Here is a 26973-nt window from a genome sequence, read left to right on the forward strand (position 1 = left end):
TTGTTCCTGACAGAACACCCTAAAATACACTCAAGAACCTTCCGGCTGTCTTACATAGCCGGAAGGAATTTTATGTTTACGGAGGAATTTAAATGACTGCCCAGACCGAAAAATTCGAATTCAAGGCTGAAGTTAACCAGCTGCTGGACATCCTTGTCCACTCTCTTTACACCAACCGCGAAATCTTCTTGCGCGAACTGGTTTCCAACGCATCCGATGCCCTCGATAAAATGCGTTTCGCCATCAACAGTAACCCTGAGTTGGACGATGAAGTGGAACCTGAAATTTTCATCGCCTATGACGAAGAAAACAAGACCGTAACCGTGACTGATACCGGTATCGGCATGACCCGCGAAGAAGTCATGGCCAACATCGGTACCATCGCCCATTCCGGCTCTGCTGAGTTCGTCAAGCAGGCTGCTGAATCCAAAGAAAGCCTTGATTCCCTTATCGGACGTTTCGGTGTCGGCTTCTACTCCATCTTCATGGTTTCCGACCATGTTGTAGTGCGCACCAAATCCTACCAGAAGGACGCACCTGCAATTCAGTGGGTTTCCGACGGCAAAAATGCTTACGAAATGACCGAAATTGAAGCGGAAATGGATCACGGAACCACCATTGAGATCCACCTCAATGAAGACAATACCGAACGCTTTGACTCCGATGACAAGCTCAAGGAAATCGTCAAGCGTCACTCCAACTTCGTATCCTTCCCGATCATGATCGGTGGCGAACGGGTCAACACTGTTTCCGCTCTGTGGCGCGAACCAAAATTCCAGATCAAACAGGAACAGTATGAGGAGTTCTACAAATTCCTGACCTACGATGTACAGCCTCCCATCGATACCCTGCACTTCTCCGTAGACGCTCCGGTACAGTTCAACTCCCTGCTCTTCATCCCTGAAAAGGATCTCGATATTTTCGGCATGGACCGCGACAACTGGGGACTCGACCTCTACGTACGCCGCGTGCTCATTGAAAAGCAGAACAAGAACCTGCTCCCTGAATACCTGAGCTTCATCAAGGGTGTGGTTGATACTGAAGACCTGCCCCTGAACATCTCCCGCGAAACCTTGCAGGACAACCTGCTCATCGGCAAAATCAGCGCGACCCTGACCAAACAGGTACTGGGACAGCTGGAAAAACTGGCCAAGGATGATGCGGAAAAATACGCCATGTTCTGGAAGGCCCATTCCAAGATTTTCAAAGCCGGGCACATGGACTTCGTTAACCGTGATAAATTCGCAAAGCTGCTCCGCTTTGATTCTTCCAAAGCAGAAAAGGATGCTCTTGTACCCTTCGCGGATTACATCGAGCGTGCCAAAGAAGACCAGAAGGAAATCTACTATTCAGTAGTAGCCAGCCGTGAGGCCGCGAACCTCAACCCGCACCTTGAAATCTTCCGCAACAAGGACATCGAAGTACTCTACCTCTACGAACCCATTGATGAATTCGTCATGGAATCTATCCGTGAACACGAAGAATTCACCTTTGTAGCTGCCGAGTACGCCGACCTTGAAAAGCTGGACAAATTCGAATCAGCTAAAAAAGAAGATGAGCCGGAACCGCTTTCCGAAGAACAGGAAAAAGACATGGATGCCCTCATCGCCAAGATGAAGGAAGTTTTCGGCGAGCAGGTTTCTGAAGTAAAAGTATCTGAGCGTCTTTCCGATTCTCCCTGCCGTCTGGTCAACCCCGGCGGAGCCATGACCTCTTCCATGGAAAAGATCATGAAGGCCATGAACAAAGACAGCTCCATCCCCACCAAGACCATGGAAGTGAACGCCGACCACCCGCTGCTGCGTTCCATGCTGGAAATCTTCAAGGTCAATCCGGATGACGAATTCATCGCCCTTTCTTCCAACCAGCTCCTTGAGTCTGCTCTGCTGCTGGAAGGCTACCTGAACGATCCCCACGCCCTTGTGGGACGCATTCAGAGCCTGCTGACCAAAGCAGGCGGCTGGTATGCCGAACTGGAAAAGAAAGACTAGCAATCTATCACAAAAAAGTGCATCAAATCCTCGGTAGCGTCTGTTGCCGGGGATTTTTATTTTATTTCAAATCAGTGTTGCTGCCAGCCCGCGCTTAAGATAAAATATTAAATGCTGACCCCGAAAAACAACAGCTGAACTTGTCTATGTCAGCTCTGCAACTTGGAGAAAAGAATGAACTTAACTGAAGAGCCAGGCCGCTTTGACTTACAAAGTGCGCTGGATAGATTCTCAGGGGACTTGGAATTACTGGAAGAGGCCATCGCCATTTTTACAGAAGAAGCGGTGAAGCATCTTGAAGAAATCAAGATCAACCTTAATCAGGGCAAACTGCAAGAAGCCTCAGCAAACTCCCATACTCTGAAAGGAGAATGTGGCGCAGTGGGGGCAGTACAAGCCTATTCTTTAAGCTGGTCCATGGAAAAAGTAGCGGCTGAAGGGGATGTTGATAAAACCAAAAAACTTCTTCCTCAATTGGAAGAAGAGATCTCACTGGCTTTAGAATTCCTTCCGAAGGAAAGCAAACAACTGAATTGACAACGAAGAACTAGTTATTGAGGACTTAACACGAACACTACTTCCTTTTTAATTCTGCTTAGGATAGGCATAATAAACTTTTCTTAAGCACTGAAGTAATATGAAAACTATCCTGATCGTCGATGACGACCCTAAGATGCTTGAACTGCTCAAGCACTACCTCAGAAATGAAGAGGTCAATGCACTTGCCGCCCTAGACGGTGAGCAGGGATTGTCGTTGTTTGAATCCAACCCTGTGGATCTGGTCATCATTGATATCTTCATGCCCAACATGGACGGCATTCAGACCATTCTTGAATTAAAACAAAAAAAACCGGAATGCAGAATTCTAGTCATTTCAGGGGGCGGAGAGTTCACCGGCCTTGAATACCTCAAGCAGGCCAAAGCCCTAGGTGCGAAAGAAGCACTGGTCAAACCGTTCACCCAGAACGATTTTCTAACCACAATACACAGCATACTGAATTAATATTCCTGCCTCCGGAAAGACCTACCTTCTGGAGCAAGCCAAGCTTACACCCAATCCCACGAAAGCTGTTCCCAGAACGGTATTAATATACTTGCAAATTGCCGTTCCCTTCAGAAGTCCCTTAATCTTTTCGCCGCCACAGGCGTAAATCATCATACACGCAAATGCGATGACGGTGAGCAAAGTCAGCAGCACGGCAAAATGCTGTAAGGATGCCTGCCCGCTACTGATAAACTGGGGAAACAAAGCACTGAAAAATACAATTGCCTTTGGATTCCCGGCCGCAACACAAAATCCCTGCATAAACAACCTTCGGGTAGAAGTTCTTTTGTTTTCCTGCACACCGGAATCTTCAAAATTAAAGCCACCGGACAAGAGTACTCCGATTCCGAGCCAGACCAAATAGGCAGCCCCGGCATACTTAACCAACATAAAAGCTGTTTCAGATGCTGCCAGCAGAGCTCCCAGACCGGCAATTGAAACAACTGCCTGCAAAAAAGAGGCAACGGAATTACCTAAAGCAGTGGCAACTGCCCGTCTGGCTCCATATTTAATCCCGTGAGTCAAAGCCAGAATCATGCTCGGCCCCGGAATTATGGAAGCCAGAAAAACCGTCATTACGTACACGGACCAAAATTCAATAGACATGGATTCCACCACCTCAAAAAAGTAATAGGCCGTGCCCGATAAAAATCGAACACGGCCTATGCTATCAATTTACATTAAGACTTAAGCTTCCAGTTCAGCGGCAGCCTTCTCAACGGAATCAATGAAACCCTGACGGGCTTCCCTGATCTTTGCGGCCAGATCTTCGTTATGAAGGGCCAAAATCTGAGCGGCCATCCATGCGGAGTTTTTAGCGCCGACCTTATCAAGGGCAACGGTTCCTACGGGGAATCCCGGAGGCATCTGCACGGTTGCCAGCAGTGCATCCATACCACCTAGAGCGGAGCCGCAGATGGGTACGCCGAGAACAGGACGGATGGTTTTTGCAGCAACAGCACCTGCAAGATGCGCGGCAAGACCTGCGGCACAAATAAAGATTTCACAACCGTTATCTTCCAGTTCCTTGACCAGTTTCGCAGTCCTTTCCGGAGTACGATGGGCAGAGGAAACAGTGAAAACGTGGGGAATACCAAGTTTGGTCAGCAAATCGGAACAAGGCTGCATTGTATCCTTATCCGAAATGGACCCCATGAAAATAGCTACTTTTGCACTCATTTTTTAAGACCCTTGTCACCTATGTCGCGACGGAAGTAAGCTTTGTCAAAGCTGAGTTTTTCAACAGCTTCGTAAGCCTTTTTCTGAGCTGCTCCGAGATCCGCCCCCAGAGCGGTAACACCCAGCACGCGTCCGCCACTGGTTAATGTTTTACCCTCTTCATACTTTGTCCCGGCCTGAAAGACCTTGACGCCTTCAATCTTTTCAGCTTCCTCGAAACCGCTGATCTCGGCTCCCTTTTCATAGGAAGCAGGATAGCCGCCGGCAGCCATGACCACGCAAATGGTGGTTTCATCCTTGAGTTTCACTTCCACTTCCGGGAGGCGATTCTCAACACAGGCCAGCATAATCTCGACCAGATCGCAATCCAGACGCATCAAGAGCGGCTGGCATTCGGGGTCGCCGAAACGAACATTGTATTCAAGAACGGAAGGACCGTTTTCTGTGTACATGAGTCCGGCATAAAGGATGCCGGTAAAAGGCTCGCCGCGATCGGCAAGCAGCTTGAGAATGGGCTTAATGACCATCTCTGCGGTCTCAGCATATTTTTCGCGAGGCAGAATTGGAGCCGGGCTGTATGCACCCATACCGCCGGTATTGGGTCCGGTATCACCTTCGCCCACGGCTTTATGATCCTGTGCGGAAGGCAGCAGTGCGTACTCTTCTCCGGCACAGAAAGCGAGAAAAGAAGCTTCTTCACCCTTGAGGGCTTCTTCCACAACTACTCGTTCCCCGGCAGAGCCGAAAACTCTTTTAACCATCATATCGTCAAGGGCTTCAAGAGCCTCTTCAACGGTTCCGGCCACAACAACACCCTTACCTGCGGCAAGGCCGTCCGCCTTGACCACGATAGGTGCGCCCTGTTCTTCTACAAATTTCTTGGCTTGTTCATACTCATCAAAAACCTGAAAAGGAGCGGTAGGCACACCGGAATCACGCATGGTAATCTTGGAAAAGGCTTTGCTGCCTTCAAGATTGGCTGCATATGCGCCGGGGCCGAAGCAGGGGATTCCTTCCTTGCTAAGAGCTTCCTTGATGCCCAGTACAAGGGGCAGTTCCGGTCCTGCCACAACAAGATCAATCTTGTTTTCCTTGGCAAATTTTACCAGTCCGGGCAGGTCGTCGTCTTTGATGGGCACGTTGGTACCGTGCAGACGGGTTCCACCGTTACCGGGTGCGATAAAAATTTCAGAAACCTTGGGACTCTGACTGATCTTCCATGCCAGAGCGTGTTCTCTTCCGCCTGAACCTACAACAAGTATTTTCATGAAATAATTCCTCTTGGGATTGAGCTGAAGTGACCTGTGGGTATTAATGGCCCCTAACTATTAGTTTGGCAGCAAGCATCACTTAGATAAATATTGCAGATTTGGCAAGAAAATGCGTACGCCTGAAATAATTATCTGCCCTTTTTCACAAAAGCCGAAACCTTTTTTGGGCCCAAACTGCATTGCCCAGTTTAAACTCTCTGAGTATACCACCAAGACCAGCCATGCGTCCACCAAAGACGGCTACAACATCACTACTTGTAATGGTGCAAGCTAAACTTCAAAAAGTGAACTTAAACTCACTTTCAATTTAGACCACAGTAAAACACGAAAAATCAACCGTTTACAAGAAGGGCGTATTCAAGGGCACTGACCAGCTCCCGCAGATGGGTATTATCTTCAATCCTGCCACCATCCGGACCTTCCACATGGAAGACATCAAAGACGGATTGTCCGGTGGTTGAAATACGAGCCATGCGCAGGTCAATATTCATGCGTGAGAATAACGCGGCCATATCATAAAGAATGCCGGAACGATCCTGAGTAATAACCTCAATGAGAGTACACTGCGCACTTGATTCGTTATCAATACGGATCCGGGTAGGAACCCTGCTCTTAACGGCTTTAGAAAGGAGAGAATTACTTATTTTGTGCAGTCGGTAATCAAGCGCAAGCCTTCCGGTCAGGGCATACATAATCGACCTTTCCACTCTGGCCCAGATATCGTCAGGGCAGTTTTCAGAAGGAGCTTCCACAATAAATACGTTAACTGCGATTCCATCGGACCATGAGAAGATTTCAGCGGAAAGGATATTTACCGAATGCAGGGCCAGCACCCCGCTCTGGGCTGCAAAAAGAAAACCTTGATCTTTGGCAGTAATTACGAGCTTAATCCGTTTCGCATCCTCAGTTTCAAAGGACCGAACCAGACTAAGGCCCAGCCCGCCCTTGCCAGACGGCTTACGCACCAGATCCCGCTCATAAATCCGGTTGAATTCAAGAACCTGCCGCATATGCAGTACAATCTCGTCCGGGTCCTCAACCAGCAGATAGCGTTCTGGCATAGAGTCGATCAGGGATTCTACCAATTCGGGATCAATCAGAGCTACAGACCGTTCCCGGATGCGCTGCACGGCATTACCAAGTTGCGCACCGGGATCAATTTCAGCAAATGACTCATCGGTGAGAACCAATTCCAAACCGGCATAGATCTCCCGCAACAAGGATTCACTCCACGAATTCCAAACCCGCGGCCCGGTTGCCATGGAATCAGCCATGGAAAGAATAAAGAGCATACGCAGTCTGCGCAGGGAGCCAATCTTCTCGGCGATTCTACGCAAAGCCTCCATGGAGCTAAGATCAATGGATCGTGAAGAACGGACCAAGAGCAGGTGTTCGCGCACCAGAAACACAACATCTTCCTTAAAGCGATCCGAAAAATCTGTACGCGAAAGAATTTCTTCAGCAATTACTGCTCCGCACTCACTGTGATTGCGTTTGCCCTTACCGATGTCATGAAAAAAAGCCCCAAGTATCAATGCATCAAAATCAGACGCGCCAATACATTTCCCGCCTTCGAAAAATTCATTACGAAAAACATCACAGCATTTGTGCACGGTAAGCAGGGAATGCCTACCCGGAGGATATTGATGATAACCATCATACGGAACGAGTTCTGAAACCTTTGAGAACTCAGGAAGAAATGAATTAAAAACCCCGCTATCAAGCATTTCCACTGAAGCACGCCAGCCGAATTCACCCTTAAAAATATCCATAAGCATCTTCAGAGAATGAGTCAGGCTAATCCCATCTGCGGAACTGATCGTTGAAACCGCACGGCGGGCCTCACGGGTCAAAGGTGCCCCGGTACGGGATTTTATACCGAAAACTTCCAGCCCAGCCTTAAGTTCGGCCCCCTGTCCAAGAATTGGTCGATGATCAATAAAAGAACGGGACTCAGCGTCAAAAGACTCACGAAATAGACTGTCGCCCATGGAACGCACCCGAACCATTGCCTGATGAACAGAAGTGAGCAGCTCATTACCGCGCTTTGCCGGGTCATACCCCTTAACACCGCACAGCGAGGCAACATCCGGTAAAATTTCAAGAATAAGCTTATCCTGCTTGCGTTTACGTAACAGGTGCACAGCACTGCGAGCCTGCATGAGCAAAGCTTCATCCTTGCAAAGATCAATGAGGTCTGTCTTGTTTAGAGGAAAGTAATCGCCCTTGATGTCCGCGCACCAACGTATGAACTGCACATCCCGCAAAGTCCCCCAACCGTTTTTTAGGTCAGGCTCAAGGACCACCGAATCCATGCCCTTTCCACTCTTTGCACGGTTCTCCCAAAGAATACGGCAGAACTCTTCACCGGCAACAGGGAGTACCTCCACCCTGAATTCATCAACCAGCCGTCGATACGATTCTTCACGCCCCGCAATAAATCGGAGGTCCAAAAGCGATGCCAGAACCTTGAAATCTGACTTTGCCAACTCAAGATTTTGCTCCACGGAGCGCACCCCGTGCCCCACATCAAATTTCAGATCCCAAAGAGGATGAAAAAGAAAAGAGGCCAGTTCTTCTAGATCTTCATGAACCGTAAGTTCTGTAAGGATAAGGACATCAATATCTGAAAAAGGAGCAAGCTGTCCGCGTCCGTAGCCGCCAATAACCACAATGGAAAAATCTTCATGGGAAGACAGGATTCCTGTGGAAACCGCTTCCCTGATCCTGGCCCTGAAATAACCGTCCACCAACTCGCACATCTGCTGCGGAAAATCCCGCGGCACGCTCTTTGAACATGCCGCGAGAAGTATTTCACGTCCCGCCAGTAAGCGGTCTATGGATGATTCAGAGGGATATCCGGCATTCATTTAAATAGCATCCGGCCCGGTCTCGCCAGTACGGATACGCACTACTTCCTCAACCGGGATAACAAAAATCTTACCGTCGCCAACCTTTCCGGTCTTGGCAGCTTCACTAACCGCGTCAATGACTTCGGGCACCCGCTCAGCATCCACAACAATCTCAATCTTGGTCTTGGCAATAAAATCTACCTGATACTCGGCGCCGCGGTAGACTTCCTTGTGTCCGCCCTGACGTCCGAAACCTTTTACATCAGTAACTGTCATACCCTTGAGTCCAAGAGCAGCAATAGCGTCCTTCACATCATCGACCTTGAAAGGCCTTACAATTATTTCAATCTTTCTCATTTTTTTTATGTCCTGTATTAAAAGACTCTACCCACTATTAGGGAGTGCAGAGGGGTTTAGCCCTTCTGCCCGCCGGAGGCGAAATCATTTTGACAAAAGCGCGAAGCGCATCATCTTAATTTAAATCTGGTAGCCAGCTTCGCTGTGCTCGGAGACGTCCAGCCCGGAAACTTCGTCTTCTTCAGAAGGACGCAGGCCGTAGAATTTGTCGATCAATTTAAACAGCACCCAGCTGACCGCAAAGCAGTAGCCCCAAGTGGCAATGCAGGATTCGATCTGAATCCAAAGCTGGGATCCATTTCCGTAAAACAGACCTTCCGCGCCGATACTGGCAAAAAGTCCGGTGGCAATGGCACCGTAAGTACCGCCGAGACCGTGAATACCTACTACGTCGAGGGAATCATCATAGCCGAATTTTGATTTCATGAGTACGCCGCCGTAGCAGACCATACCGCCGCCGAAGCCGATGACGATTGAAGCCATGGGAGTAACAAATCCCGCAGCCGGAGTAATAGCAACCAGCCCGGCAACAGCACCGGATGCAGCACCGAGAGTAGTGGGTTTCCCGTTATGCATAGCTTCAACCAGCAGCCAGCCGAGAACCGCAGCAGCCGCAGCAAGATGGGTGGTAACAAAAGCGTTGGCAGCCAGACCGTCAGCCGCAAGAGCACTCCCGGCATTAAAACCGAACCAGCCGAACCAAAGCATCCCGGCACCGAGCAGAGTCATGGGCAGATTGTGGGGAATAAATGGTTCTTTCCCGTATCCTTTGCGTTTGCCCATCACCAAACACCCGGCAAGAGCCGCAGCAGCAGAACTCATATGCACAACCGCACCGCCCGCAAAGTCAAGGGCACCGTGGTCGCCCATCCAGCCGCCGCCCCAGACCCAATGACACATGGGAGCGTAGACAAGGATCACCCAGAAAGAGGAAAAAATAAGCAAGGCCCCGAACTTCATACGTTCAGCAAAGGCCCCGGTGATCAGAGCCGGAGTAATAACCGCAAACATACACTGGAAGACCATAAACAAAAGATGAGGCAGGTTGTCGGCAGGACTGCCCGCTGTATCCATTCCCACTCCGTTAAGAGCAAAGAAATCCATACCGCCGATCAGTCCGCCGATATCAGTCCCGAAAGAAAGGGAATACCCTATCACGGCCCAAATAATGGAGACCAGCCCAAGCATGATAAAACTCTGCATGATGGTTGCCAGCACGTTCTTACTGCGAACCATACCGCCATAGAAAAGAGCCAGCCCCGGCGTCATGAACATGACCAGAGCCGCACAAAGAAGAATAAATGAAGTATCCGCCGAATTCATTTTTTGTTAACCCCTGCTGTTTTGAGTGTGTTGTTTTTTACAATTACGTCTTTCTAAACTTATTTCTTAGGTTCATTTTTACAATTTTAGAAAATCAACCCTTAAAAATGCACTTCTTATACTCATTAAGCACGCTTTGTGCCAAAAAAGTTCTTATAAGGCTAAAGCCGAGCAACAAAACACACACTCAAGACATATTTGAAAAAACACACACAACAAAGCACCGTCAACAACGAACACTTTGACAATTTAATAAACATAGTAGCTTAGAATCAACAGAAAGCTCAAACCAAACCCCATTATCCAAAGAGATCCCTGACACAGAGCAAACACAAAGAATGACAACAGTGATTGACATCATATATAATATGAACCACTCTAGGCTAAATGAGAATGAATTTCAAAGACAGAGAGGAGAAAATGAAAAAACCAATAATCACCCTGACAAGCATAGCCTGCATGATACTCATATCTTCCGCAGCTCTTGCGACCCAGATACAGGCAACAGTTTCCATCGCACCAGTTAAGTATTTTGTAGAAAAGATAGGAGGAGAGAACGTAAACGTAAATATCATGGTCGAACCGGGCAGCAGCCCGGCCACCTACGAACCTCAGCCGCGCCAAATGGCTCAGCTAAGCAAATCAGAAATATACTTTGCCATCGGCGTCCCCTTTGAGCAGGCATGGCTACCGCGATTCAGATCAGCCAATAACAAACTTGAAATCATAAATCTGGCAAATGAAGTTGTCCCTCAGGCCATGCAAGCGCACGTACACGACGAGGATAAACACAGACACGAACACGAACATGAACACGGAGATACCCGCATAAAAGACCCGCACATCTGGTTATCTCCGCCGCTGGTCAGAATTATCAGCCAGCAAATAAGAGACGTTTTGATTGAGCATGACCCCGCAAACACAGAAACATACACCCGCAACTACTTGAACTTTGCGTCCGAAATAAACAAGCTCGACTCAGATCTGCTGAACATCTTCACCCAAAAAGGTAAAGAATTCAGTTTCATGGTCTACCACCCCTCATGGGGCTACTTTGCCCGCACCTACGGACTAAACCAGATCCCCATTGAACTGGAAGGAAAAGAACCCAGCCCCAAAGAATTAACCCAACTGATCAAGCTTGCAAAAAAAGACTCTGTACAAGCCATCTTCATCCAACCCCAATTCTCCCAGAAAAGCGCACGCGCCTTAGCCAAATCAATAGGAGCGGAGGTACTGACGGCAAACCCGCTAGCCGAAGACTGGGCCGAGAATCTACGCAAAACAGCCGAAGCCTTCATAAAAAAGCACTAAAACAGCAATGACCTACAATTTTCGTCAGCAACAAAAAAGCCCGTTCGTTATCCAACGAACGGGCTCTTCAAGGCGATTTTCCGACTGCAACAGCCGGACACAAAACTATCTAAAAGCTCAGAACTCCCATCAGTGCGGTCATAGCCGCAATTGGAGCACGGAGTTTTATGGAAAAAGAACTTGTCATCGGCATCTCAGCAGAAAGCTTGCTGCGCAACTCTTTAAATGCCTGATCCATCTCACGACTGCTGTCCAGCCGATCCTTCTTGGCCTGCTTGGCTTCAGTCCGCAAAAAAATCATATCTTCACGATGCATTGATATTAAGGTTTCAACACTACTCATCAGATCATCTCCGTATATTCGAGGAATTGCGCCGAATTTGCTTTTGAAAAAGGTTATGAACCGGAAAGCCCGGAGGGGTCGGGGAGGTGGAGTGGGCTCTCCGGTCCATACTTGACTAACAAGCTAATTTCTATAAAGCACCATCCGTGCCAAAAAACATAAAGACTTCCTGACAGCGCGGTTTTAAAGGCATTTCCCTCTGAGCAAGCATCAGCGCCCCATTACTCAGCGCATAATCAATGTTGACCCAGCACAACTTTAACGATATTTAAAGATTATATTCAAATAGTATCATTAACCAACCTAATCCAAATCTATCTATTATGACTATATCCATTAATGATTACAAGGCCCTTTCACAAGAATTAGACCCAGAAAAATTACAAAAACAAATTCTGGCCTTACTGCTAAAGCTGCAAAATGTTGAACGCGGCTCTCTCTGGCTGAAACGCGACGACATGTACGAATGCGTCGAAGCCCTTGGAGGTAAAAGCGAAGACGTCAAGGGCATAAAAATTTCCCCGCAGGAGCAGAGCATTGTAGGCTGGGTCATCCAGAACGGCGAAATGACCATTGCCGAATCCGGCGATTCACGCCACTACAGTACGCTGGAAAAAGACTTTAAAATTAAAAGCAAACTAATCCTCTGCTTTCCCCTTAACCTCAAAGGACAGGAAGTATTCGGGGCGGTGCAAGTAATCGACACCAGTGCAGACGGAGACCAGCTGAACCTCGATCCAGCATACTTGACCATGTTGCAGGACATGGTGGACATCGGCTCAATATCCCTGAGTAACTCCCTTGAATTCCAGAAACAACGCATTGAATTTGCCCAACTCAGCAGAACCTTAAGCAGCATCAGGAACACTAAAGCTATTGTTGGTAAGAGCCAGTCCGTGAATAAGGCCCTTAAACTTGTTGAAAACTACGGAGCCACCAGCTATCCGGTTCTGCTTTACGGGGAATCCGGAACCGGTAAAGAGCTCTTTGCTGAAGAAATCCACGCCCAGAGCTCACGGGCCCAAAAGCCTTTCCTGACTCAAAACTGTAGCGCCATCCCTGAAAACCTTCTGGAAAGTGAACTGTTCGGTTACGTAAAAGGAGCCTTTACCGGGGCTACCAGCAACAAATACGGCCTGTTCGAGGCAGCAGACGGAGGCACTGTATTCCTCGATGAGATTGGAGACATGGACGTAAACCTGCAAGCCAAACTACTTCGTGTATTGCAGGAAAATGAAATCAAACCCCTTGGTGGAACCCAGACCAAGAAAATCGATATCCGCATAATCTCGGCCACCAACCGCAATCTTGAAGAAGATGTTCGTTCCGGCAGATTCAGGGAAGATTTATATTACCGGCTCAATGTCCTACCTCTCAAACTGCCTGCTCTGCGAGAACGCAAGGAAGATATTCATATGCTGACCGGGCATTTTTTAAACCGTGAAGCATCCCATAGCCACATGCTGCCCAAAAATATGTCCAGCGAAGCCATGACGGCCATGAAAAATTACAATTGGCCGGGAAACATCCGTGAACTGGAAAACATGGTTAAACAGTTTCAGGCCATGGTTCCGGGCGACACCATTTCCATAAAGGACCTCCCTCTGCACATAGTACACCCCGGAAAGACCCCGCCAACAGAACAGCCTGAAATCAAACCGGAAGAAACCAAGAATCTGCCGCAAGAACCCCAGGATGACATCAGCGGGCTGACCTGGCAGGAAATGGAATACGCATATGTAATGAAGTTGCTGGAAAAATTTCGCTGGAACATCAGCCGTGCCGCCCGGGCAGCAAACATTAACCGCTCCACCTTTGATTCCCGCATGAGAAAGCTGGGGATCAGTAAAAACGGCTAACGCCTCCGTAAAGAAGAAAGTAAAAACCGCTCACCAAACACATCAAACCGCTGACGGTAAAAGCTCTGGACTCCGACATTGGCGGGGTGCTAGATAAATGGATGGATCACATCATTATATAATACTGCTTACCAGCCTCCCGCATGAAACGGGGGAAGAACTCAAGGATTTACCAGATGCTCCTTCTCGGAATTGATGTCGGCGGAACCCATACAGACGCCGTTGCAATAGGTCCTGACGGCCTGGAAGCGCAGGTTAAGGTCGCCACAGATCATGACAATCTGCTTTCCTCCATCAGGAACAGCCTTGGAGAAATTGTCCGCCATACGGACCCGGCCCGGATCAAACAGCTAAACCTGTCCACCACCCTGTCCACTAACTCCATTGTGGAAGGAAATTATGAAGACGTAGGCGTCATTGTCTCCGCAGGACCGGGACTTGATCCTCATTCATTTATGACCTGCAAAGACTTCCACGTCATCCCCGGATCACTGGACCATCGCGGATCGGAAACAAAGCGGCTGGACAACCTCTCCCTTGAAGAAGCGATTGTTTCCTGCCGCAATGCAGGGATTAAAGTTTACGCCGCGGTCACTAAATTTTCCCCCCGCAACCCGGCCCATGAAAAATCCATCGAGCTGGCAATCGGTGATAATTCAGATTTTACCACTTTAGGGCACCAACTCACCGGACGGCTCAACTTCCCGCGCCGTATTTCCACGGCCTTTTACAATTGCGCAGTCTGGCGGGTCTTCAACAAATTTGCCGATGCCATCGCCGACACCCTTGATGAAATGGGGTTGGGCCAGATCAAGGTCAATATTCTCAAAGCGGACGGTGGAACCATGCCTCTGGACTTATCACGCAAAGTTCCGGTGCAATCCATTTTTTCCGGTCCGGCTGCAAGTGTCATGGGCATCATCGCCCTGTGCAATATCACCCATGATTCCATCATTTACGATATAGGCGGCACCACCACCGACATTGCCATCTTCGCCGGAGGCAGTCCGCTTATTGAACAGGAAGGTATCCATATAGGCTCCCACCCCACCCTTGTACGAGCTCTGAAGGTCCATTCCATCGGCATCGGCGGGGATTCAGCCATTTCAATGTTTAATGAAAAAGTCCGGGTCGGCCCCAACCGTTTAGGCCCGTCAATTGCTTTCGGGGGCGAGACTCCCACCCTGACCGACGCCCTCATCTGGAAAGAATCCTGCGATTGCGGAAATATTGAACGCTCCAAAACAGGCTTCACCTCTTTTGCCGCTAAAAACGGCCTTGAACCGGATGAACTCGCAGATCAGGCCATCGGCTACGCCGTGGACAAGATCCACGATTCCACCCGCAGTCTTGTGGACGAGATTAACCAGCAGCCTGTTTATACCATCCATGAACTGCTAGAAAACCGGAAGATCATTCCCCGCAAAATTTACATCATGGGCGGCCCGGCACAGGCCATGAAGATGGACGTTTTCCGCAAGTTCCGCCTTTCCACCGAAGTGCCGGAAAACTACGATGTTGCCAACGCCATAGGTGCAGCCCTGACCCGCACTACCACGGAACTTGAGCTTTTCGCTGACACCGAACGCGGTCTCATGTTTATCCCTTCTTTGGGGCATCGCGAGAACGTTCCCCGAAATTACAAACTTGAGGATGCGGAAAAGGACGCCATGAACCATCTACTGGCTCATCTCGGCGAAATGCATGTGGCCTCGGACGGTTCCAACGCCCAGATTACCAGCTCCTCATCATTCAATATGGTCAACGGAACCAGCACAGTAGGCCGCAACATCAGGGTCAAATGCCAGATCAAACCCGGCGTAGACCGGACATATTCATAGAACGGAGTCAATAATGCTCAAGGCTGACAACAGTCTGGGAATCATATTTTTCCCCGCCTTTGACTGGGCTATATCTCCCACCCACCCGGAACGGGAAGAAAGGCTGCTTTACACGCAGGACCAACTGCGCGAGGAAGGTCTTTTCGACATCGAAGGCATCCGCGAATACAAGCCCGAAGTGGCTTGCAGCGAGGATATTGAACGGGTCCACTTCTGCTTTCCCGAAGCCGAGGCAATTGCCACCCGCTCACATTGCATTTCCGCTGGCGGGGCCATCAAAGCCGCCAAACTGGTCATGGAAGGTGAACGTAAACGTGCCTTTGCCCTCGTGCGTCCGCCGGGACACCACGCCATGAAGACAGTTCAGGGTTCACGTGGATTCTGCGCCATAAACATCGAAGCAATCATGTGCGAATACATCCGTGAAAACTACGGACCAAAACGCATCGCCATTGTGGATACCGACTGCCACCACGGAGACGGCACGCAGGATGTCTACTGGCACGACCCTGACACCCTGTTTATCTCCCTGCATCAGGATGGACGCACCCTTTATCCCGGCACAGGTTTTCCCAAAGAATCAGGCGGTCCCAAGGCTTTAGGGCGTACGGTAAACATCCCTCTGCCCCCCGGAACCTCCGACGACGGATTCATGATGGTTATGGAAAAAGCGGTCATGCCCATTCTTGAAGATTTCAAGCCGGACCTGATCATCAACTCCGCAGGGCAGGACAACCATTTCACCGACCCGATCACCAACATGAATTTCTCGGCCCAAGGATACGCTGCGCTCAACTCCATGCTCAAGCCGGACATAGCCGTACTTGAGGGAGGATACGCCATTCAGGGAGCACTGCCTTACGTAAACCTCGGCATCAGTCTGGCCATGGCCGGAGTCGACTATTCCCATGTGCGCGAACCGGGGTTCAATCCCAAGGCACTCAAGGAATCCGAAGAGGTCATGAATTATATCGCGACCATCTGCGAAGGGGTAAAGGATATCTATTTCAATCCCCCTGCCAAAAGCAGTGAAGGCGTGGTCAGTGGGAACTGGTCCGTGCGTCATCGTAATATTTTCTACGACACCGAAGGGTTTACCGAATCCCAGACCGAATCCCTGCTGCTCTGCGAAAATTGCCGAGGCTTGCTTAAGGTAGAAACCCAGCGCGAAGGCGGCCCCATGGGCTTCGGGCTGGAGATCCCAGCTGCGGCCTGCGAAAGCTGTCGCAATCAGGGCTATTCTTTACTTGAAGAAGCGCAAGTCAAAAGCCGTTACCGCTATATCCAGCTGATCAACCGCAAGGATAAGGATTACCTGCGCTACGGATTTTGACAAAAAAAACGAAAACTCCTCAGGTTGTGAGGGGAATGCCTCAGGACGAGGCGAATCAAAACTTTTGTTAGGCTTCGCCTCTTTAACTTACTTTTTAGTCAGTTAAATAAAAAGCGGACAAATCTGATTAGATTTGTCCGCTTTAATTTTTATTTAAAAAACTTGATTATTTATTCTGCATTCCGTGGATAATATCAGAAAGATTATCCGCCAACTGAGCCAGCTTTTCAATGGCCTCAGCAGATTCAACCATAGCCTGCTCGGTCTCACTTGAAATGCGGCTGACAGTTTCAGTGGAGCGGTTTATCTGCTCACTGGCTGCGGCCTGCTGCTCAGCGGCAGTGGCAATAGACCTGATCCGGTCGGATGTCTCTTCAGACATAGACACAATCCGGGCCAGTGCATCACCGGACTCCCCGGCAAGCTCGGTACTACGGGTTACCGACTCGACTGCGGTTTCAGTGGCCCGCACATTGGTCTTAGCTCCGTTTTGAATATCTCCCACAGCCTTATGAACTTCGGCAGTTGCCTGCACTGTCTTTTCCGCAAGCTTGCGAACTTCATCGGCAACAACGGCAAACCCGCGTCCGGCCTCACCGGCACGGGCAGCCTCAATGGCCGCATTCAAGGCCAGTAGGTTGGTCTGGTCTGCAATATCTTCAATCACGCCCAGCACACTACCGATGGCCTCGGCCTTGACGTCCAAATCTTCCATGGAAGCTTTCAGGGAACTGGCCTGACCGGAAACTTCATCAATGGCACTAACTACCCCGGCCACGGTATCTTCGCCTTTTTCCGCATCAGCTTTTGCTTTATCTGCATCACTCGCAGCTTCCTGCGCATGGCGGGCAACCTCAAGTACAGTAGCGTTCATCTCTTCCATGGCAGTGGCGGCCTGTCCGGCCTCCTCACTCTGGGCTACAGCTCCCTTACGGGCCTCGCCAACCAATCCGCGTAGCTGTTCCGCGGCACTGCTGAGTTCGTAAACAACCGAATTAGCCTGATCAGCAGCCTTTGCAATCAACTCATTCTGCTCAATTATATGCGCTTCACGCTGCTTAAGCTCAGTGGTGTTAATATACAGACAGCAACCGCCGATAACATTCCCGACCACATCATGCAGGGGGAAAAGGTTGGCTAAAATATTAATATCACTTCCGTCCACATGCTTGAAAATAACCTCTCGGTTCATAGCCCGGGTATCATCATCCATACAGTGGCCGATAAGGGATTTGCGGTCATCATGGTAAAAAATTTGGGAAATCATGCGCCCATGATATGATTCAGGCTGCGCGTTGGAGCCAATCATTTCCAGAATTTCTTTATTCAAAAAATTGATGTGCTCTTTCGTATCAACAATACAGCACCCCAGAGGCAGCCCTTCAAGAATACTTGTGCTGAAGCCCAAACGTTCTTTGTAGACATCACTCAACTCGCTAATCGCAGCACGCAACCCATCAAAACCGGGGCTGGTACATTTATCAGCATCCGAGTAGTCACCTTTGATCACAAGGTCAGCAAAATTAGTGATACATTGCACAGGCCGGACGACCTGTGTTTTAAGAATGGTAAAAAATCCGATTCCCAGCAAAGCCAGAAATGCTATTAACCCGGAAGCCAGTCCGGTCAAAGCCCAAGGTTCATTACTGTAAACAGTCAGCATAACGCCGCATAGAATTGCAGCAGCAACAAACACCCCAAAATAAACTCCTGCAAGAACACGCAGAAATTTTGCATTTCCATTATCCATGTCAGCTCTCCCTGAACAGCTTATAGATACTTCTCACGAAATATCCGAAAAACCAGCTTCACCCTCAGCCACGGCTAGACTGTCCTACGGGGACATTCTAACCGGAACATCAGCTGTCAGCTGGCCATATTTCAAGCCTTCAAAGCCGAACCTTCTTTAAAACCTCGCAAGGACACTACTAAGACGTTTATAAGAACTTGTCTAGATGTCCAAATTATCAAAAACAAGAACGGGAGTCTGGAATACCTCCAAACTCCCGCAATATATTCTTAAGATACAAATATTTATTTTTTACTTACAATTAAACCAACACATCAGTTCATGATCCTAAATCATTATATCCGCAAGAGTCCCTAAGAACAAAAGCACTGAAATGACCCCGTTCATGGTAAAGAAGGCCATGTTCACCCGGCTCATATCATCGGCGGAAATAAGCTGATGCTCAAAAATAAGAATTCCGCCCACAACAGCAAGGGTTGAAAAATAAATCCAGCCCAATCCGGCAGCCAATCCGGCCAAGGCAAAAAAGATGACCGTATTTACATGGCTGAAAGTAGAGATGGTCAAAGCTTTATGAATACCGAGGTTGGCGGGAACAGAATTCAGCCCCCGGTTGCGGTCAAACCTGCGGTCCTGCGTAGCATACAGGATATCGAACCCGGCCACCCAGAACATGACCCCGAAGAAAAACAGGATCGCGGGCAGGGAAAAATTGGGATCAACACAAAGCCAACCAGCTAACGGAGCAAGGCCCAACACAGAACCAAGCACAAAGTGGCAAAGCATGGTGAACCGCTTGGTCAGGGAATAAAAGGCGGACCAGCCCAGTGCGAAATACGAAAGCTTGTAGCAAAGTTCGTTCATTCCCTTACAGGCGAAGACAAAGACAACCGCACAGGCCACGATAAAACAAAAAGTGAAAAACGGAGTCAGCTCCCCGGTGACCAATGGACGGGTACGGGTACGAGGATTCTCGCTGTCAATATTGATATCAAAAAGTCTGTTCACCGCCATGGCAAAGGAACGTACTGCCACCATAGCCACGGTCAGCAAAGCAAAAGGTTTGAATCCGGCCCATTCACCTGTGGCAAGAAAATACCCCATATATGCGAAAGGCAAAGCAAAAATGGAATGCTCGATCTTGATCATCCGACAGACCAGAATTGTATTTTCCCACAACTTCTTCAAGTATTTGCAAAGAATATCCTTCAAAACCCCACTCCTTTAACTTTTACCCAATGATAGCACACTAAAACTTCTCAATCAGCACCGCGCCGACAATGACCAGCAATGCCCCGATAATACGGCCCGGTGAAGCCTCCCGCACGGCATACCCTATGACACCGTAATGGTCCAGCAACAGAGAGGCAACCATCTGACCGGCAACCATCCAGCACATCATGGTCCCGGCGCCCAGAACCGGAGCCACAACCACCGCCGCAGCCACAAAAAAAGCACCCATGAATCCACCGGTCCACATCCACCATGGGCCTTTAAACACAGCAGAACCTTCAGGGAGCGGAACTTTGGTAAAGTACGCATAAGCCAGCAGCGTAAACGTACCGACCATAAAAGAAACAGTAGCCGCCAGAATAGGGTCACCCACAAAGCCACGAAGCTTCAGGTTCACCCCGGCCTGCGTAGGCGCCAAGGCACCAAACACGAAAGACATAATTATAAAAAATAAACGCATTTTTTGCCTCCGGCGGCCCTTCGGGGACCAGAGAAACTTTTTGGAAAAAGTTTCTCTGGACTCTTCAAAAACTTTTAACAAGCTTTCGCTACGTTAGCGGAAACCCGTCATAAGTAAAGCCGCACTATTGAAGTGCTCAATAGTGCGGCCTGTTTACAAATCATATTAAAATCTAAGACGCCACCCGGCAAAGCCCTAATAAAAAGTTTTGGGATTCTTAAACCCTTTTCCCAAAAGGGTTTAAGCCGCCGGAGGCATTCTTCTCTTATTTCAAAGTAACAAGACCGTAGTTCTTTTTACCTTTACGAATAAGCATGCATTCGCCGCCGATAAAGTCATCATCACCGGGCACGTAATCGAAATCTGCTACGCGCTCATTGTTGATGTACAGTCCGCCGCCCTTGATATCTTTGCGGGCCTGACCTTTGGATTTAACCATGCCCAGATCAAGCAGGATCTGAGGCAGGTCGGGCAAGTCGCTTTTGACGTATTCAACACCGGGGGCAGCTTCCATGGCACCGCGCAGGGTTGTGGCGTCGACAGACTTGATCTCGCCCTTACCGAACAGCGCTGCTGTGGCAGCCTGAACTTTGTCCAACTCTTCCTTGCCGTGAATCATGATGGTGGTTTCTTCGGCAAGACGCTTGTGAGCTGCACGCATATGCGGAGCTTCCTCATGCTCTTTTGCGATTTCAGCAATCTCGTCTGCGGAGAGAAAAGTGAAGTACTTGAGGAAATTGATCACGTCGCGGTCATCAGTATTGATCCAGAACTGGTAGAAAGTGTACGGGGAAGTCAGTTCAGGATTCAGGAAAACAGCGTTGCCTTCACTCTTACCGAACTTCTGTCCAGATGCGGTAGTGATCAGCGGGAAGGTTACTGCGAACCCTTCGCCCTGTGCCTTGCGGCGGATAAGTTCACAACCTGCGGTGATGTTACCCCACTGGTCTCCGCCGCCGATCTGAAGCTGGCAGCCCTTCTCGCTGAAGAGATGATAAAAGTCGTAGCTCTGTAGAAGCATGTAGCTGAATTCAGTGTAGGAAATACCCACATCATCGCGACCGAAACGGCCCTTTACGGATTCTTTAGCCATCATCCAGTTAACGGAGAAGTGCTTACCTACATCACGTAGCATATCAAGAAAGGAAATCTTTTTCATCCAGTCGTAGTTATTAACTACTTCGGCTTTTTCACCAGTGTTGCGCTCAACAAAAGCTTCAATCTGAGTTCTGATGTTTGCAGCCTGTGATTCAACCTTTTCGATAGAAGTAAATTCCCTTTCCTTGTCCTTACCGCTGGGGTCACCGATACGTCCGGTTGCACCACCGAGCAGAAACAGCGGATTGTGACCCGCACGCTTCATACGTACAAGGCTGAGCAAAGGAACAAGGTTACCGATATGCAGGCTATCGGCAGTGGGATCAAAGCCGCAATACATGTACTGACCCGGAGTATCCAGATACTCACGCACCTTCTCTTCGTCAGATACCTGATTGATCAGCCCTCGCCACTTTAGTTCGTCGTAAATGTTCATTTGGTTAAACCTCTTTAGAATGTATTTATTGCCTGCATTAGGCTTTTTGCCTTCGGCGAGCCTCCCGGCGGGCTCAACCCCTTTTGCAAAAGGGTTTAAAAATCCCAAAAACTTTTACTAAGCTTCGCTGGTATGAATCGCTGATAGGCAGTATTTTTATGAAATTTTATTATACAATCATGCGGCCTGAATTGTATGTCTCAATTAAGACAGTCCGGCCTGTTTCTTCATCTATTTCGAGCAGCACGCCCTGAAGTTCTATGGGGCCGCCTGCCACTTTCCATTTCTGGGGCAGTCCAGTCACAAATCTTTTGATTACCGGATTGGGACTTAGGCCCAGACAGGACTCTATGGGACCGCACATACCTGCATCGGTGATGTAGCCGGTTCCATTTTCAAAAATACGGGCATCGTTGGTCTGCACATGGGTATGGGTGCCCAGCACGGCACTGACTCGTCCATCAAGATAACGTCCGAGGCTCTGCTTCTCTGAAGTGGCCTCAGCATGAAAATCAACCAGCCTGATTTTAATTTCAGGGTCAATTTCTTCTAAAATTTTGTCTGCATACTTGAACGGACATTCCACCGGGTCCATAAAGACCCGCCCTTGCAGATTGATAACCGCAACGGGCACTTCATCACGGACCATGAAAGAAGTCCAGCCCCTGCCCCGGGTTCCTTCCGGCAGGTTGGCCGGGCGCACGATCCGGTCGCAAGTCTTTAAAAAAGAATAAATATTACTGAATTTCCAGATATGATTGCCGGAGGTAAGAATATCAATGCCGTAGTCCAGCAGTTGCTGGGCATTCTTGATCGAAAGACCGATACCCTGAGACCCGTTTTCCCCATTGGCAATAATAAGATCAAGGTTCAGCTCCTCACGAAGCACCTTCACCTTAGCAGCAATCCCCTTACGACCGGGCCTGCCGAATATGTCACCTAGAAATAATATACGCATGGGATTCTTTTTTTGATTTTGCTGAACAGAAACTAGACTTAAACTAATAGGGAGTGCAGAGGGGCTTAGCCCTTCTGCCCGCCGGAGGCGAAATAAAATCAACAAAAGCGCGATAGCGCATCATATCAAAAAGGCCCGGTTAACCGGGCCTTTTGAGAAGTTATTTACTTAGCATAGCCCACCGAGCGCCGTTCGCGTATAACGGTCACGCGAATCTGCCCCGGATAAGTCATGTTGTTTTCAATCTTGGTAGCGATATCTTTACAGAGCATATGGGTGTTATCGTCAGACACTTTTTCAGCATCAACCATAACCCTAATCTCACGGCCTGCCTGAATGGCGTAAGCCTTGGATACACCGTCAAAACAGGTAGCCACATTTTCAAGCTCTTCAAGACGCTTAACGTAGTTTTCCAGAAGTTCCTTACGCGCACCGGGACGGGCACCGGACAAGGAGTCCGCAGCCTGTACGAGAGTCGCGAGAACTGATTTGGGTGGAACATCTTCGTGGTGAGCCTGAATAGCGTGGATGATCTCTTTGGATTCACCATGCTTCTTGGCCAGATCGGCACCGATGACTGCGTGAGGACCTTCAATTTCGTGGTCAACAGCCTTACCGATATCATGCAGCAGACCTGCACGCTTGGCGATCTTCTCGTCCATGCCCAATTCGGCGGCCATGATTCCACAGAGGAAAGCCACTTCAAGTGAGTGCTGAAGTACGTTCTGGGAAAAACTTGTGCGATACTGAAGTTGACCGATGAGCTTAACTATTTCGGGATGGATACCGTGTACGCCAACATCAAAGGTAGCCTGTTCACCGATTTCACGGAGTTTGACGTCCATTTCCTGCTCAACTTTATTGACGATGTCTTCAATGCGGGCAGGATGAATACGTCCATCGTGGATCAGACGCTCAAGAGCCTGCTTGGCGACTTCGCGACGCAGCGGGCTGTAAGCTGAAAGAACTACTGTTTCAGGGGTATCATCAATGATCAGGTCAACACCGGTGGCAGCTTCCAGCGCACGGATGTTACGACCTTCACGTCCGATGATGCGGCCCTTCATATCTTCAGAAGGAAGAGTCACAGCGGTAACGGTCTGCTCGTTCACGTAGTCGCCGGAATAACGCTGGATGGCAAGAGCCAAAATCTTACGGGCCTTACGGGTTCCCTCTTCTTTAGCTTCCATTTCAATGGAACGAACCATTTTGGCAGCTTCGTGACGGGTCCGGCTTTCAATTTCGGTCATGAGCTTTTCGCGCGCTTCTTCAACAGTCAGACCGGAGACTTCCTGCAATTTACGCTCGTGCTCATCTTTTCTTTTTTCAAGATCTTCGCGAAGACCTTCAAGCTTCTTTTCCTGCTTGATCATGCGCTTTTCAAGGGTCACAACTTCGGACTCCTTGCTGGCTACTTTCTCAAGTTTATTCTCAAGACGCTCTTCTTTTTCCTGAAGACGCTCCTCCTGCCTTTTCAGGCCGCGCTCCATTTCTTTATACTCATTTTCCTGCTCTTTTTTCAGAGCATAAACTTCGTCCTGCCCCTGAAGCTTGATTTCCTTTTTCATGGCCTCAGCTTCTTTACGGGCTTCCTGAACGATACGGTCTGCCAATCCTTGCGAATCAGCCAGACGTTTGGAATTCACGTACCTATGCAGGGCATAACCGCCTGCGGCACCCAGGGCGATTCCAAATAAAATCAGAAAAAAATCCCCAAACATGCCTTTCTCCTTTTATGTTGACAGGCCTCAAAGGACCTGATTCGTCATTACCGATCAATCAATCGGAAAGATTATAACAATCTGCAATGGAAAGAAGAGAATAAAGGCTGAATGAGGTGAGTTTAAGTCGACCGGCAGAAAAATTTAATAAATTAAACCTGTAAATTCATACCAAGGTCGAAATTCCCAAAAAAGGGGACCCCGGAGATGCCGTGTTGCCGTATACGTTAGAACCTAGTCTAACAGGTGGGCGCCGCCCCCGAAGTTTCAGGCTTCCCGGCCGAACCGGGCTTGCACACCACTCCGGTAATGCTTGGCTCCCTTACTTTTTATATTGGTTCAAAAGCTATAGGGCAATCACGCACTCCCCAGGGAAATTTCTTATATCTTAAAAAGCAGTGCTATGCACAGCTTATCACTTCTCTAACAGCGCGTTTATTTTCTCTTCCATTGTTTCGAGCTTGCGGCTGTGTTCAAGGTAGTCATCGGCCAGACTTAACGCCAGACAAGTGAGTAACTTCTCCCTGCTGACATCTTTTCCGCCCCGGATAAGCTCGCTGAATCTCTCTTCGAGCACATCCTTTGCGGCTATTATTCTTTCTTTATCCGCATCGGTCTTAAATGAAATTTCAAGTCCGAGTACGGGAATAGTATAACGGGGCATATTAATCCGGCGACTGTAATCCTCTAGAATTTATATAAATCCGACCTTCTGCTTTTACAGGGATCAGGATCCGAAACCCTTATTCGATGGTACCTTCAACTTTGTTCAGGAGAACTTCAATGCGACTGCGGACATCGTCCTTACGCTGTTTCTCCTGCTCAAGTTCCTCAAGAAGAAATGCATTCTCTTCTTCGAGTTGCTTAATTTTTTGCAGCATTTTATCGAAACGTTCTTCCAAATGAGCGATTATTTCCATAGTCCTAACCTAATACCTTATCTTTACAAAATCAAGACTTCTTAGAAGTCCGGGAAATGTTGACCTGCTTGCCTCTTGCAACGCCGAGGTCTCCATCTTTTACATTCTTGGTGATAGTGGAACCGGCTCCGATCAAGGCGCCTTTACCTATTGTGACTGGAGCCACCAATGCAGTGTTACTGCCAATGAACGCACCCTCTCCGATTACGGTTTTGTGCTTGTTCACTCCATCGTAGTTGCAGGTAATGGTGCCCGCACCAATATTTGTCCCCGCGCCGATCTCGCTGTCGCCAAGATAGGTAAGATGGCTGGCCTTTGCACCCTTGCCGAGTACAGCCTTTTTCACTTCCACGAAGTTACCGACCTTGGATTCTTCCTCAAGAACAGCACCGGGGCGCAAACGTCCGTAAGGCCCGACCATACAGCCGGGAGCGACCTGAGCCCCTTCAAGATGACTGTAGGCTTTTATCACTGCACCGCCTTCGACAACACTGTCCACAATGCGGACATGTGACTGAAGAACTGCACCGCGACCAATCTTGGACCGACCGTAAATCTCGCAAGGGCCTGTTATTTCAGCACCCGGCTCAATAACAACTCCGGGTCCGATCACAACGGATTCCCAATTATGCAGAGTCACCCCGCTCAAAAGCAACTCTTCAGCTGTTCTCAAACGCAGGGTGGTCTCAGCCTGAGCGAGTTCGTAAGGGCTGTTGATCCCCATAAGATCTATGGAGTTTCCGGCATTCACTGCGGTGACGTTCATGCCACATTCCACAGCAAGGTCAACAAGATCAGTAATATAATACTCCTCACTCTTATTATTGTTGGTCAACTTACTAAGCAAACCATCCACTGTGGAGATCTTAAGACAATACATCCCGGCATTAACTTCACCACTGGCCGGACCATACACGGATTCGTCATAATCCTTGGCCTCAACAATGGCGGAGACCTGCCCATTTTTATCACGAATAACCCGCCCAAAGGCAGCCGGTTTATCAGGAGTGATGCTCATGAAGGAAAGATCAGCACCATCTTTTTTGACCGCTTCAAGAAAATCGGTAACAACCTGCTCCTGAATCAGCGGAGTATCGCCGTTAATGACTAGACAATACTCAACGCCAGTGGACTTGATGCGATCCCAGCCCATCTGCAAAGCATGTCCGGTACCGAGCTGTTCAGCCTGAAGCACGAAACAGTCTTTCATATCGGGAAATGCTTTTTCAACCTGCTCGGCGGCAAAGCCGACAATGGTAAAAATTTCATCCCCAAGGGAAGGTTTCAGGGCCTTATATACATAGTAGAGCATGGATTCGCCCAGCAGGGTCTTGAGCACCTTGGGGCTGTCCGAATGCATACGTGTACCCTTGCCTCCCGCGAGAACAAGGGCGCAAGCAAATGAATTATTCATATAAACTATTCTCCAATATTTATTACTCGCCACTTGTTAACAGGTTGCCGCACTTGAGTAAATGCGTAATAAAATTTTGCTGAATTTAATTTAACCGCTTTTTCAAAGGGATATGCAACTCTTCGCACAAAAAATACCATGTCAGCACTCCCCTGTTTAATCTGGTAGTATACCAGTAAAAGTGAAACTAGCAGGAGGCTGACATGGCTAAAATGACAATATCATCAGTTGGCAGGTTTGTGGAAGCATTTCTCGGGCAACGTTTTTTCGTAGGA

General features: G+C 48.8%; 22 protein-coding genes and 1 other RNA gene. 7 read left to right on the forward strand and 16 right to left on the reverse strand.

Annotation, left to right across the window (positions count from 1 at the left end; genetic code table 11):
- The first annotated feature begins 92 nt into the window (after positions 1 to 92).
- The 3 genes from htpG to D0S45_14270 all read left to right on the forward strand — a co-directional run bounded on the left by htpG (position 93) and on the right by D0S45_14270 (position 2994).
- Positions 93 to 1991: a molecular chaperone HtpG gene (htpG, locus tag D0S45_14260; protein TIH13775.1), complete on the forward strand. Its 1899-nt coding sequence runs from the start codon at positions 93 to 95 to the stop codon at positions 1989 to 1991.
- Between the two features lie 174 nt (positions 1992 to 2165).
- Positions 2166 to 2528: an Hpt domain-containing protein gene (locus tag D0S45_14265; GenBank protein TIH13776.1), complete on the forward strand. Its 363-nt coding sequence runs from the start codon at positions 2166 to 2168 to the stop codon at positions 2526 to 2528.
- Between the two features lie 100 nt (positions 2529 to 2628).
- Entirely contained in the window at positions 2629 to 2994 is a 366-nt protein-coding gene (locus D0S45_14270; GenBank protein TIH13777.1) for a response regulator, read from the forward strand.
- A gap of 21 nt (positions 2995 to 3015) precedes the next feature.
- Here D0S45_14270 and D0S45_14275 read toward each other — a convergent pair whose 3' ends face one another.
- The 6 genes from D0S45_14275 to D0S45_14300 all read right to left on the reverse strand — a co-directional run bounded on the left by D0S45_14275 (position 3016) and on the right by D0S45_14300 (position 10018).
- Entirely contained in the window at positions 3016 to 3642 is a 627-nt protein-coding gene (locus D0S45_14275) for a LysE family translocator (GenBank protein ID TIH13778.1), read from the reverse strand.
- Between the two features lie 81 nt (positions 3643 to 3723).
- Positions 3724 to 4215, reverse strand: a complete 492-nt coding sequence (purE, locus tag D0S45_14280; GenBank protein TIH13779.1) for a 5-(carboxyamino)imidazole ribonucleotide mutase — start codon at positions 4213 to 4215, stop codon at positions 3724 to 3726.
- Complete coding sequence (gene purD / locus D0S45_14285) at positions 4212 to 5483, reverse strand: phosphoribosylamine--glycine ligase (GenBank protein TIH13780.1); 1272 nt, start codon at positions 5481 to 5483, stop codon at positions 4212 to 4214. The genes purE and purD overlap by 4 nt, the downstream gene beginning before the upstream one ends.
- 335 nt (positions 5484 to 5818) lie before the next feature.
- A complete protein-coding gene (locus tag D0S45_14290; GenBank protein TIH13781.1) occupies positions 5819 to 8356 on the reverse strand; it encodes an HD domain-containing protein in 2538 nt (845 codons plus the stop codon).
- On the reverse strand, positions 8357 to 8695 hold the full coding sequence (locus tag D0S45_14295) for a P-II family nitrogen regulator (GenBank protein ID TIH13782.1): 339 nt from the start codon (positions 8693 to 8695) through the stop codon (positions 8357 to 8359). It abuts the gene before it with no gap.
- A gap of 120 nt (positions 8696 to 8815) precedes the next feature.
- Positions 8816 to 10018, reverse strand: coding sequence for an ammonium transporter (locus D0S45_14300; GenBank protein ID TIH13783.1), 1203 nt, complete (start codon positions 10016 to 10018; stop codon positions 8816 to 8818).
- Positions 10019 to 10411: 393 nt separating this feature from the next.
- Between D0S45_14300 and D0S45_14305 the strand changes: the two genes are divergently transcribed.
- Complete coding sequence (locus D0S45_14305; GenBank protein TIH13784.1) at positions 10412 to 11332, forward strand: cation ABC transporter substrate-binding protein; 921 nt, start codon at positions 10412 to 10414, stop codon at positions 11330 to 11332.
- A gap of 109 nt (positions 11333 to 11441) precedes the next feature.
- Here the strand turns inward: D0S45_14305 and D0S45_14310 are convergent, their stop codons facing one another.
- Complete coding sequence (locus D0S45_14310; protein TIH13785.1) at positions 11442 to 11675, reverse strand: hypothetical protein; 234 nt, start codon at positions 11673 to 11675, stop codon at positions 11442 to 11444.
- A 323-nt stretch (positions 11676 to 11998) separates the two neighbouring features.
- On the opposite strand from D0S45_14310, the gene D0S45_14315 reads away from it, so the two are divergent.
- From D0S45_14315 to D0S45_14325, 3 genes are all read left to right on the forward strand, one after another.
- Positions 11999 to 13534: a sigma-54-dependent Fis family transcriptional regulator gene (locus D0S45_14315; protein TIH13786.1), complete on the forward strand. Its 1536-nt coding sequence runs from the start codon at positions 11999 to 12001 to the stop codon at positions 13532 to 13534.
- Positions 13535 to 13710: 176 nt separating this feature from the next.
- A complete protein-coding gene (locus D0S45_14320; protein TIH13787.1) occupies positions 13711 to 15375 on the forward strand; it encodes a hydantoinase/oxoprolinase family protein in 1665 nt (554 codons plus the stop codon).
- Positions 15376 to 15388: 13 nt separating this feature from the next.
- Positions 15389 to 16708: a histone deacetylase gene (locus tag D0S45_14325; protein ID TIH13788.1), complete on the forward strand. Its 1320-nt coding sequence runs from the start codon at positions 15389 to 15391 to the stop codon at positions 16706 to 16708.
- 166 nt (positions 16709 to 16874) lie between these two features.
- Here the strand turns inward: D0S45_14325 and D0S45_14330 are convergent, their stop codons facing one another.
- The 9 genes from D0S45_14330 to glmU all read right to left on the reverse strand — a co-directional run bounded on the left by D0S45_14330 (position 16875) and on the right by glmU (position 26698).
- Entirely contained in the window at positions 16875 to 18458 is a 1584-nt protein-coding gene (locus D0S45_14330; protein TIH13789.1) for a PAS domain-containing protein, read from the reverse strand.
- 327 nt (positions 18459 to 18785) lie between these two features.
- Entirely contained in the window at positions 18786 to 19670 is an 885-nt protein-coding gene (locus D0S45_14335) for a 4-hydroxybenzoate octaprenyltransferase (protein ID TIH13790.1), read from the reverse strand.
- A gap of 37 nt (positions 19671 to 19707) precedes the next feature.
- On the reverse strand, positions 19708 to 20151 hold the full coding sequence (locus D0S45_14340) for a DMT family transporter (protein ID TIH13791.1): 444 nt from the start codon (positions 20149 to 20151) through the stop codon (positions 19708 to 19710).
- A 265-nt stretch (positions 20152 to 20416) separates the two neighbouring features.
- Positions 20417 to 21685: a tyrosine--tRNA ligase gene (locus D0S45_14345; GenBank protein TIH13792.1), complete on the reverse strand. Its 1269-nt coding sequence runs from the start codon at positions 21683 to 21685 to the stop codon at positions 20417 to 20419.
- A 169-nt stretch (positions 21686 to 21854) separates the two neighbouring features.
- Positions 21855 to 22643, reverse strand: coding sequence for a TIGR00282 family metallophosphoesterase (locus D0S45_14350; protein TIH13793.1), 789 nt, complete (start codon positions 22641 to 22643; stop codon positions 21855 to 21857).
- 164 nt (positions 22644 to 22807) lie between these two features.
- A complete protein-coding gene (gene rny / locus D0S45_14355) occupies positions 22808 to 24364 on the reverse strand; it encodes a ribonuclease Y (protein ID TIH13794.1) in 1557 nt (518 codons plus the stop codon).
- 194 nt (positions 24365 to 24558) lie between these two features.
- Positions 24559 to 24742, reverse strand: a non-coding RNA gene (gene ssrS / locus D0S45_14360) — 6S RNA.
- A gap of 37 nt (positions 24743 to 24779) precedes the next feature.
- On the reverse strand, positions 24780 to 25028 hold the full coding sequence (locus D0S45_14365; protein ID TIH13795.1) for a cell division protein ZapA: 249 nt from the start codon (positions 25026 to 25028) through the stop codon (positions 24780 to 24782).
- A gap of 287 nt (positions 25029 to 25315) precedes the next feature.
- On the reverse strand, positions 25316 to 26698 hold the full coding sequence (gene glmU / locus D0S45_14370) for a bifunctional UDP-N-acetylglucosamine diphosphorylase/glucosamine-1-phosphate N-acetyltransferase GlmU (protein ID TIH13796.1): 1383 nt from the start codon (positions 26696 to 26698) through the stop codon (positions 25316 to 25318).
- Between the last annotated feature and the right edge of the window lie 275 nt (positions 26699 to 26973).

It is taken from the genome of Marinifilum sp. JC120, assembly GCA_004923195.1.
Lineage (GTDB): Bacteria > Desulfobacterota > Desulfovibrionia > Desulfovibrionales > Desulfovibrionaceae > Maridesulfovibrio.

Excerpts from the sequence above, each read along its gene's own strand:
- htpG (TIH13775.1), top strand. The coding sequence starts at position 93 with ATGACTGCCCAGACCGAAAAATTCGAATTCAAGGCTGAAGTTAACCAG.
- D0S45_14265 (TIH13776.1), top strand. The coding sequence starts at position 2,166 with ATGAACTTAACTGAAGAGCCAGGCCGCTTTGACTTACAAAGTGCGCTG.
- D0S45_14270 (TIH13777.1), top strand. The coding sequence starts at position 2,629 with ATGAAAACTATCCTGATCGTCGATGACGACCCTAAGATGCTTGAACTG.
- D0S45_14275 (TIH13778.1), bottom strand. The coding sequence starts at position 3,642 with ATGTCTATTGAATTTTGGTCCGTGTACGTAATGACGGTTTTTCTGGCT.
- purE (TIH13779.1), bottom strand. The coding sequence starts at position 4,215 with ATGAGTGCAAAAGTAGCTATTTTCATGGGGTCCATTTCGGATAAGGAT.
- purD (TIH13780.1), bottom strand. The coding sequence starts at position 5,483 with ATGAAAATACTTGTTGTAGGTTCAGGCGGAAGAGAACACGCTCTGGCA.
- D0S45_14290 (TIH13781.1), bottom strand. The coding sequence starts at position 8,356 with ATGAATGCCGGATATCCCTCTGAATCATCCATAGACCGCTTACTGGCG.
- D0S45_14295 (TIH13782.1), bottom strand. The coding sequence starts at position 8,695 with ATGAGAAAGATTGAAATAATTGTAAGGCCTTTCAAGGTCGATGATGTG.
- D0S45_14300 (TIH13783.1), bottom strand. The coding sequence starts at position 10,018 with ATGAATTCGGCGGATACTTCATTTATTCTTCTTTGTGCGGCTCTGGTC.
- D0S45_14305 (TIH13784.1), top strand. The coding sequence starts at position 10,412 with ATGAATTTCAAAGACAGAGAGGAGAAAATGAAAAAACCAATAATCACC.
- D0S45_14310 (TIH13785.1), bottom strand. The coding sequence starts at position 11,675 with ATGAGTAGTGTTGAAACCTTAATATCAATGCATCGTGAAGATATGATT.
- D0S45_14315 (TIH13786.1), top strand. The coding sequence starts at position 11,999 with ATGACTATATCCATTAATGATTACAAGGCCCTTTCACAAGAATTAGAC.
- D0S45_14320 (TIH13787.1), top strand. The coding sequence starts at position 13,711 with ATGCTCCTTCTCGGAATTGATGTCGGCGGAACCCATACAGACGCCGTT.
- D0S45_14325 (TIH13788.1), top strand. The coding sequence starts at position 15,389 with ATGCTCAAGGCTGACAACAGTCTGGGAATCATATTTTTCCCCGCCTTT.
- D0S45_14330 (TIH13789.1), bottom strand. The coding sequence starts at position 18,458 with ATGGATAATGGAAATGCAAAATTTCTGCGTGTTCTTGCAGGAGTTTAT.
- D0S45_14340 (TIH13791.1), bottom strand. The coding sequence starts at position 20,151 with ATGCGTTTATTTTTTATAATTATGTCTTTCGTGTTTGGTGCCTTGGCG.
- D0S45_14345 (TIH13792.1), bottom strand. The coding sequence starts at position 21,685 with ATGAACATTTACGACGAACTAAAGTGGCGAGGGCTGATCAATCAGGTA.
- D0S45_14350 (TIH13793.1), bottom strand. The coding sequence starts at position 22,643 with ATGCGTATATTATTTCTAGGTGACATATTCGGCAGGCCCGGTCGTAAG.
- rny (TIH13794.1), bottom strand. The coding sequence starts at position 24,364 with ATGTTTGGGGATTTTTTTCTGATTTTATTTGGAATCGCCCTGGGTGCC.
- D0S45_14365 (TIH13795.1), bottom strand. The coding sequence starts at position 25,028 with ATGCCCCGTTATACTATTCCCGTACTCGGACTTGAAATTTCATTTAAG.
- glmU (TIH13796.1), bottom strand. The coding sequence starts at position 26,698 with ATGAATAATTCATTTGCTTGCGCCCTTGTTCTCGCGGGAGGCAAGGGT.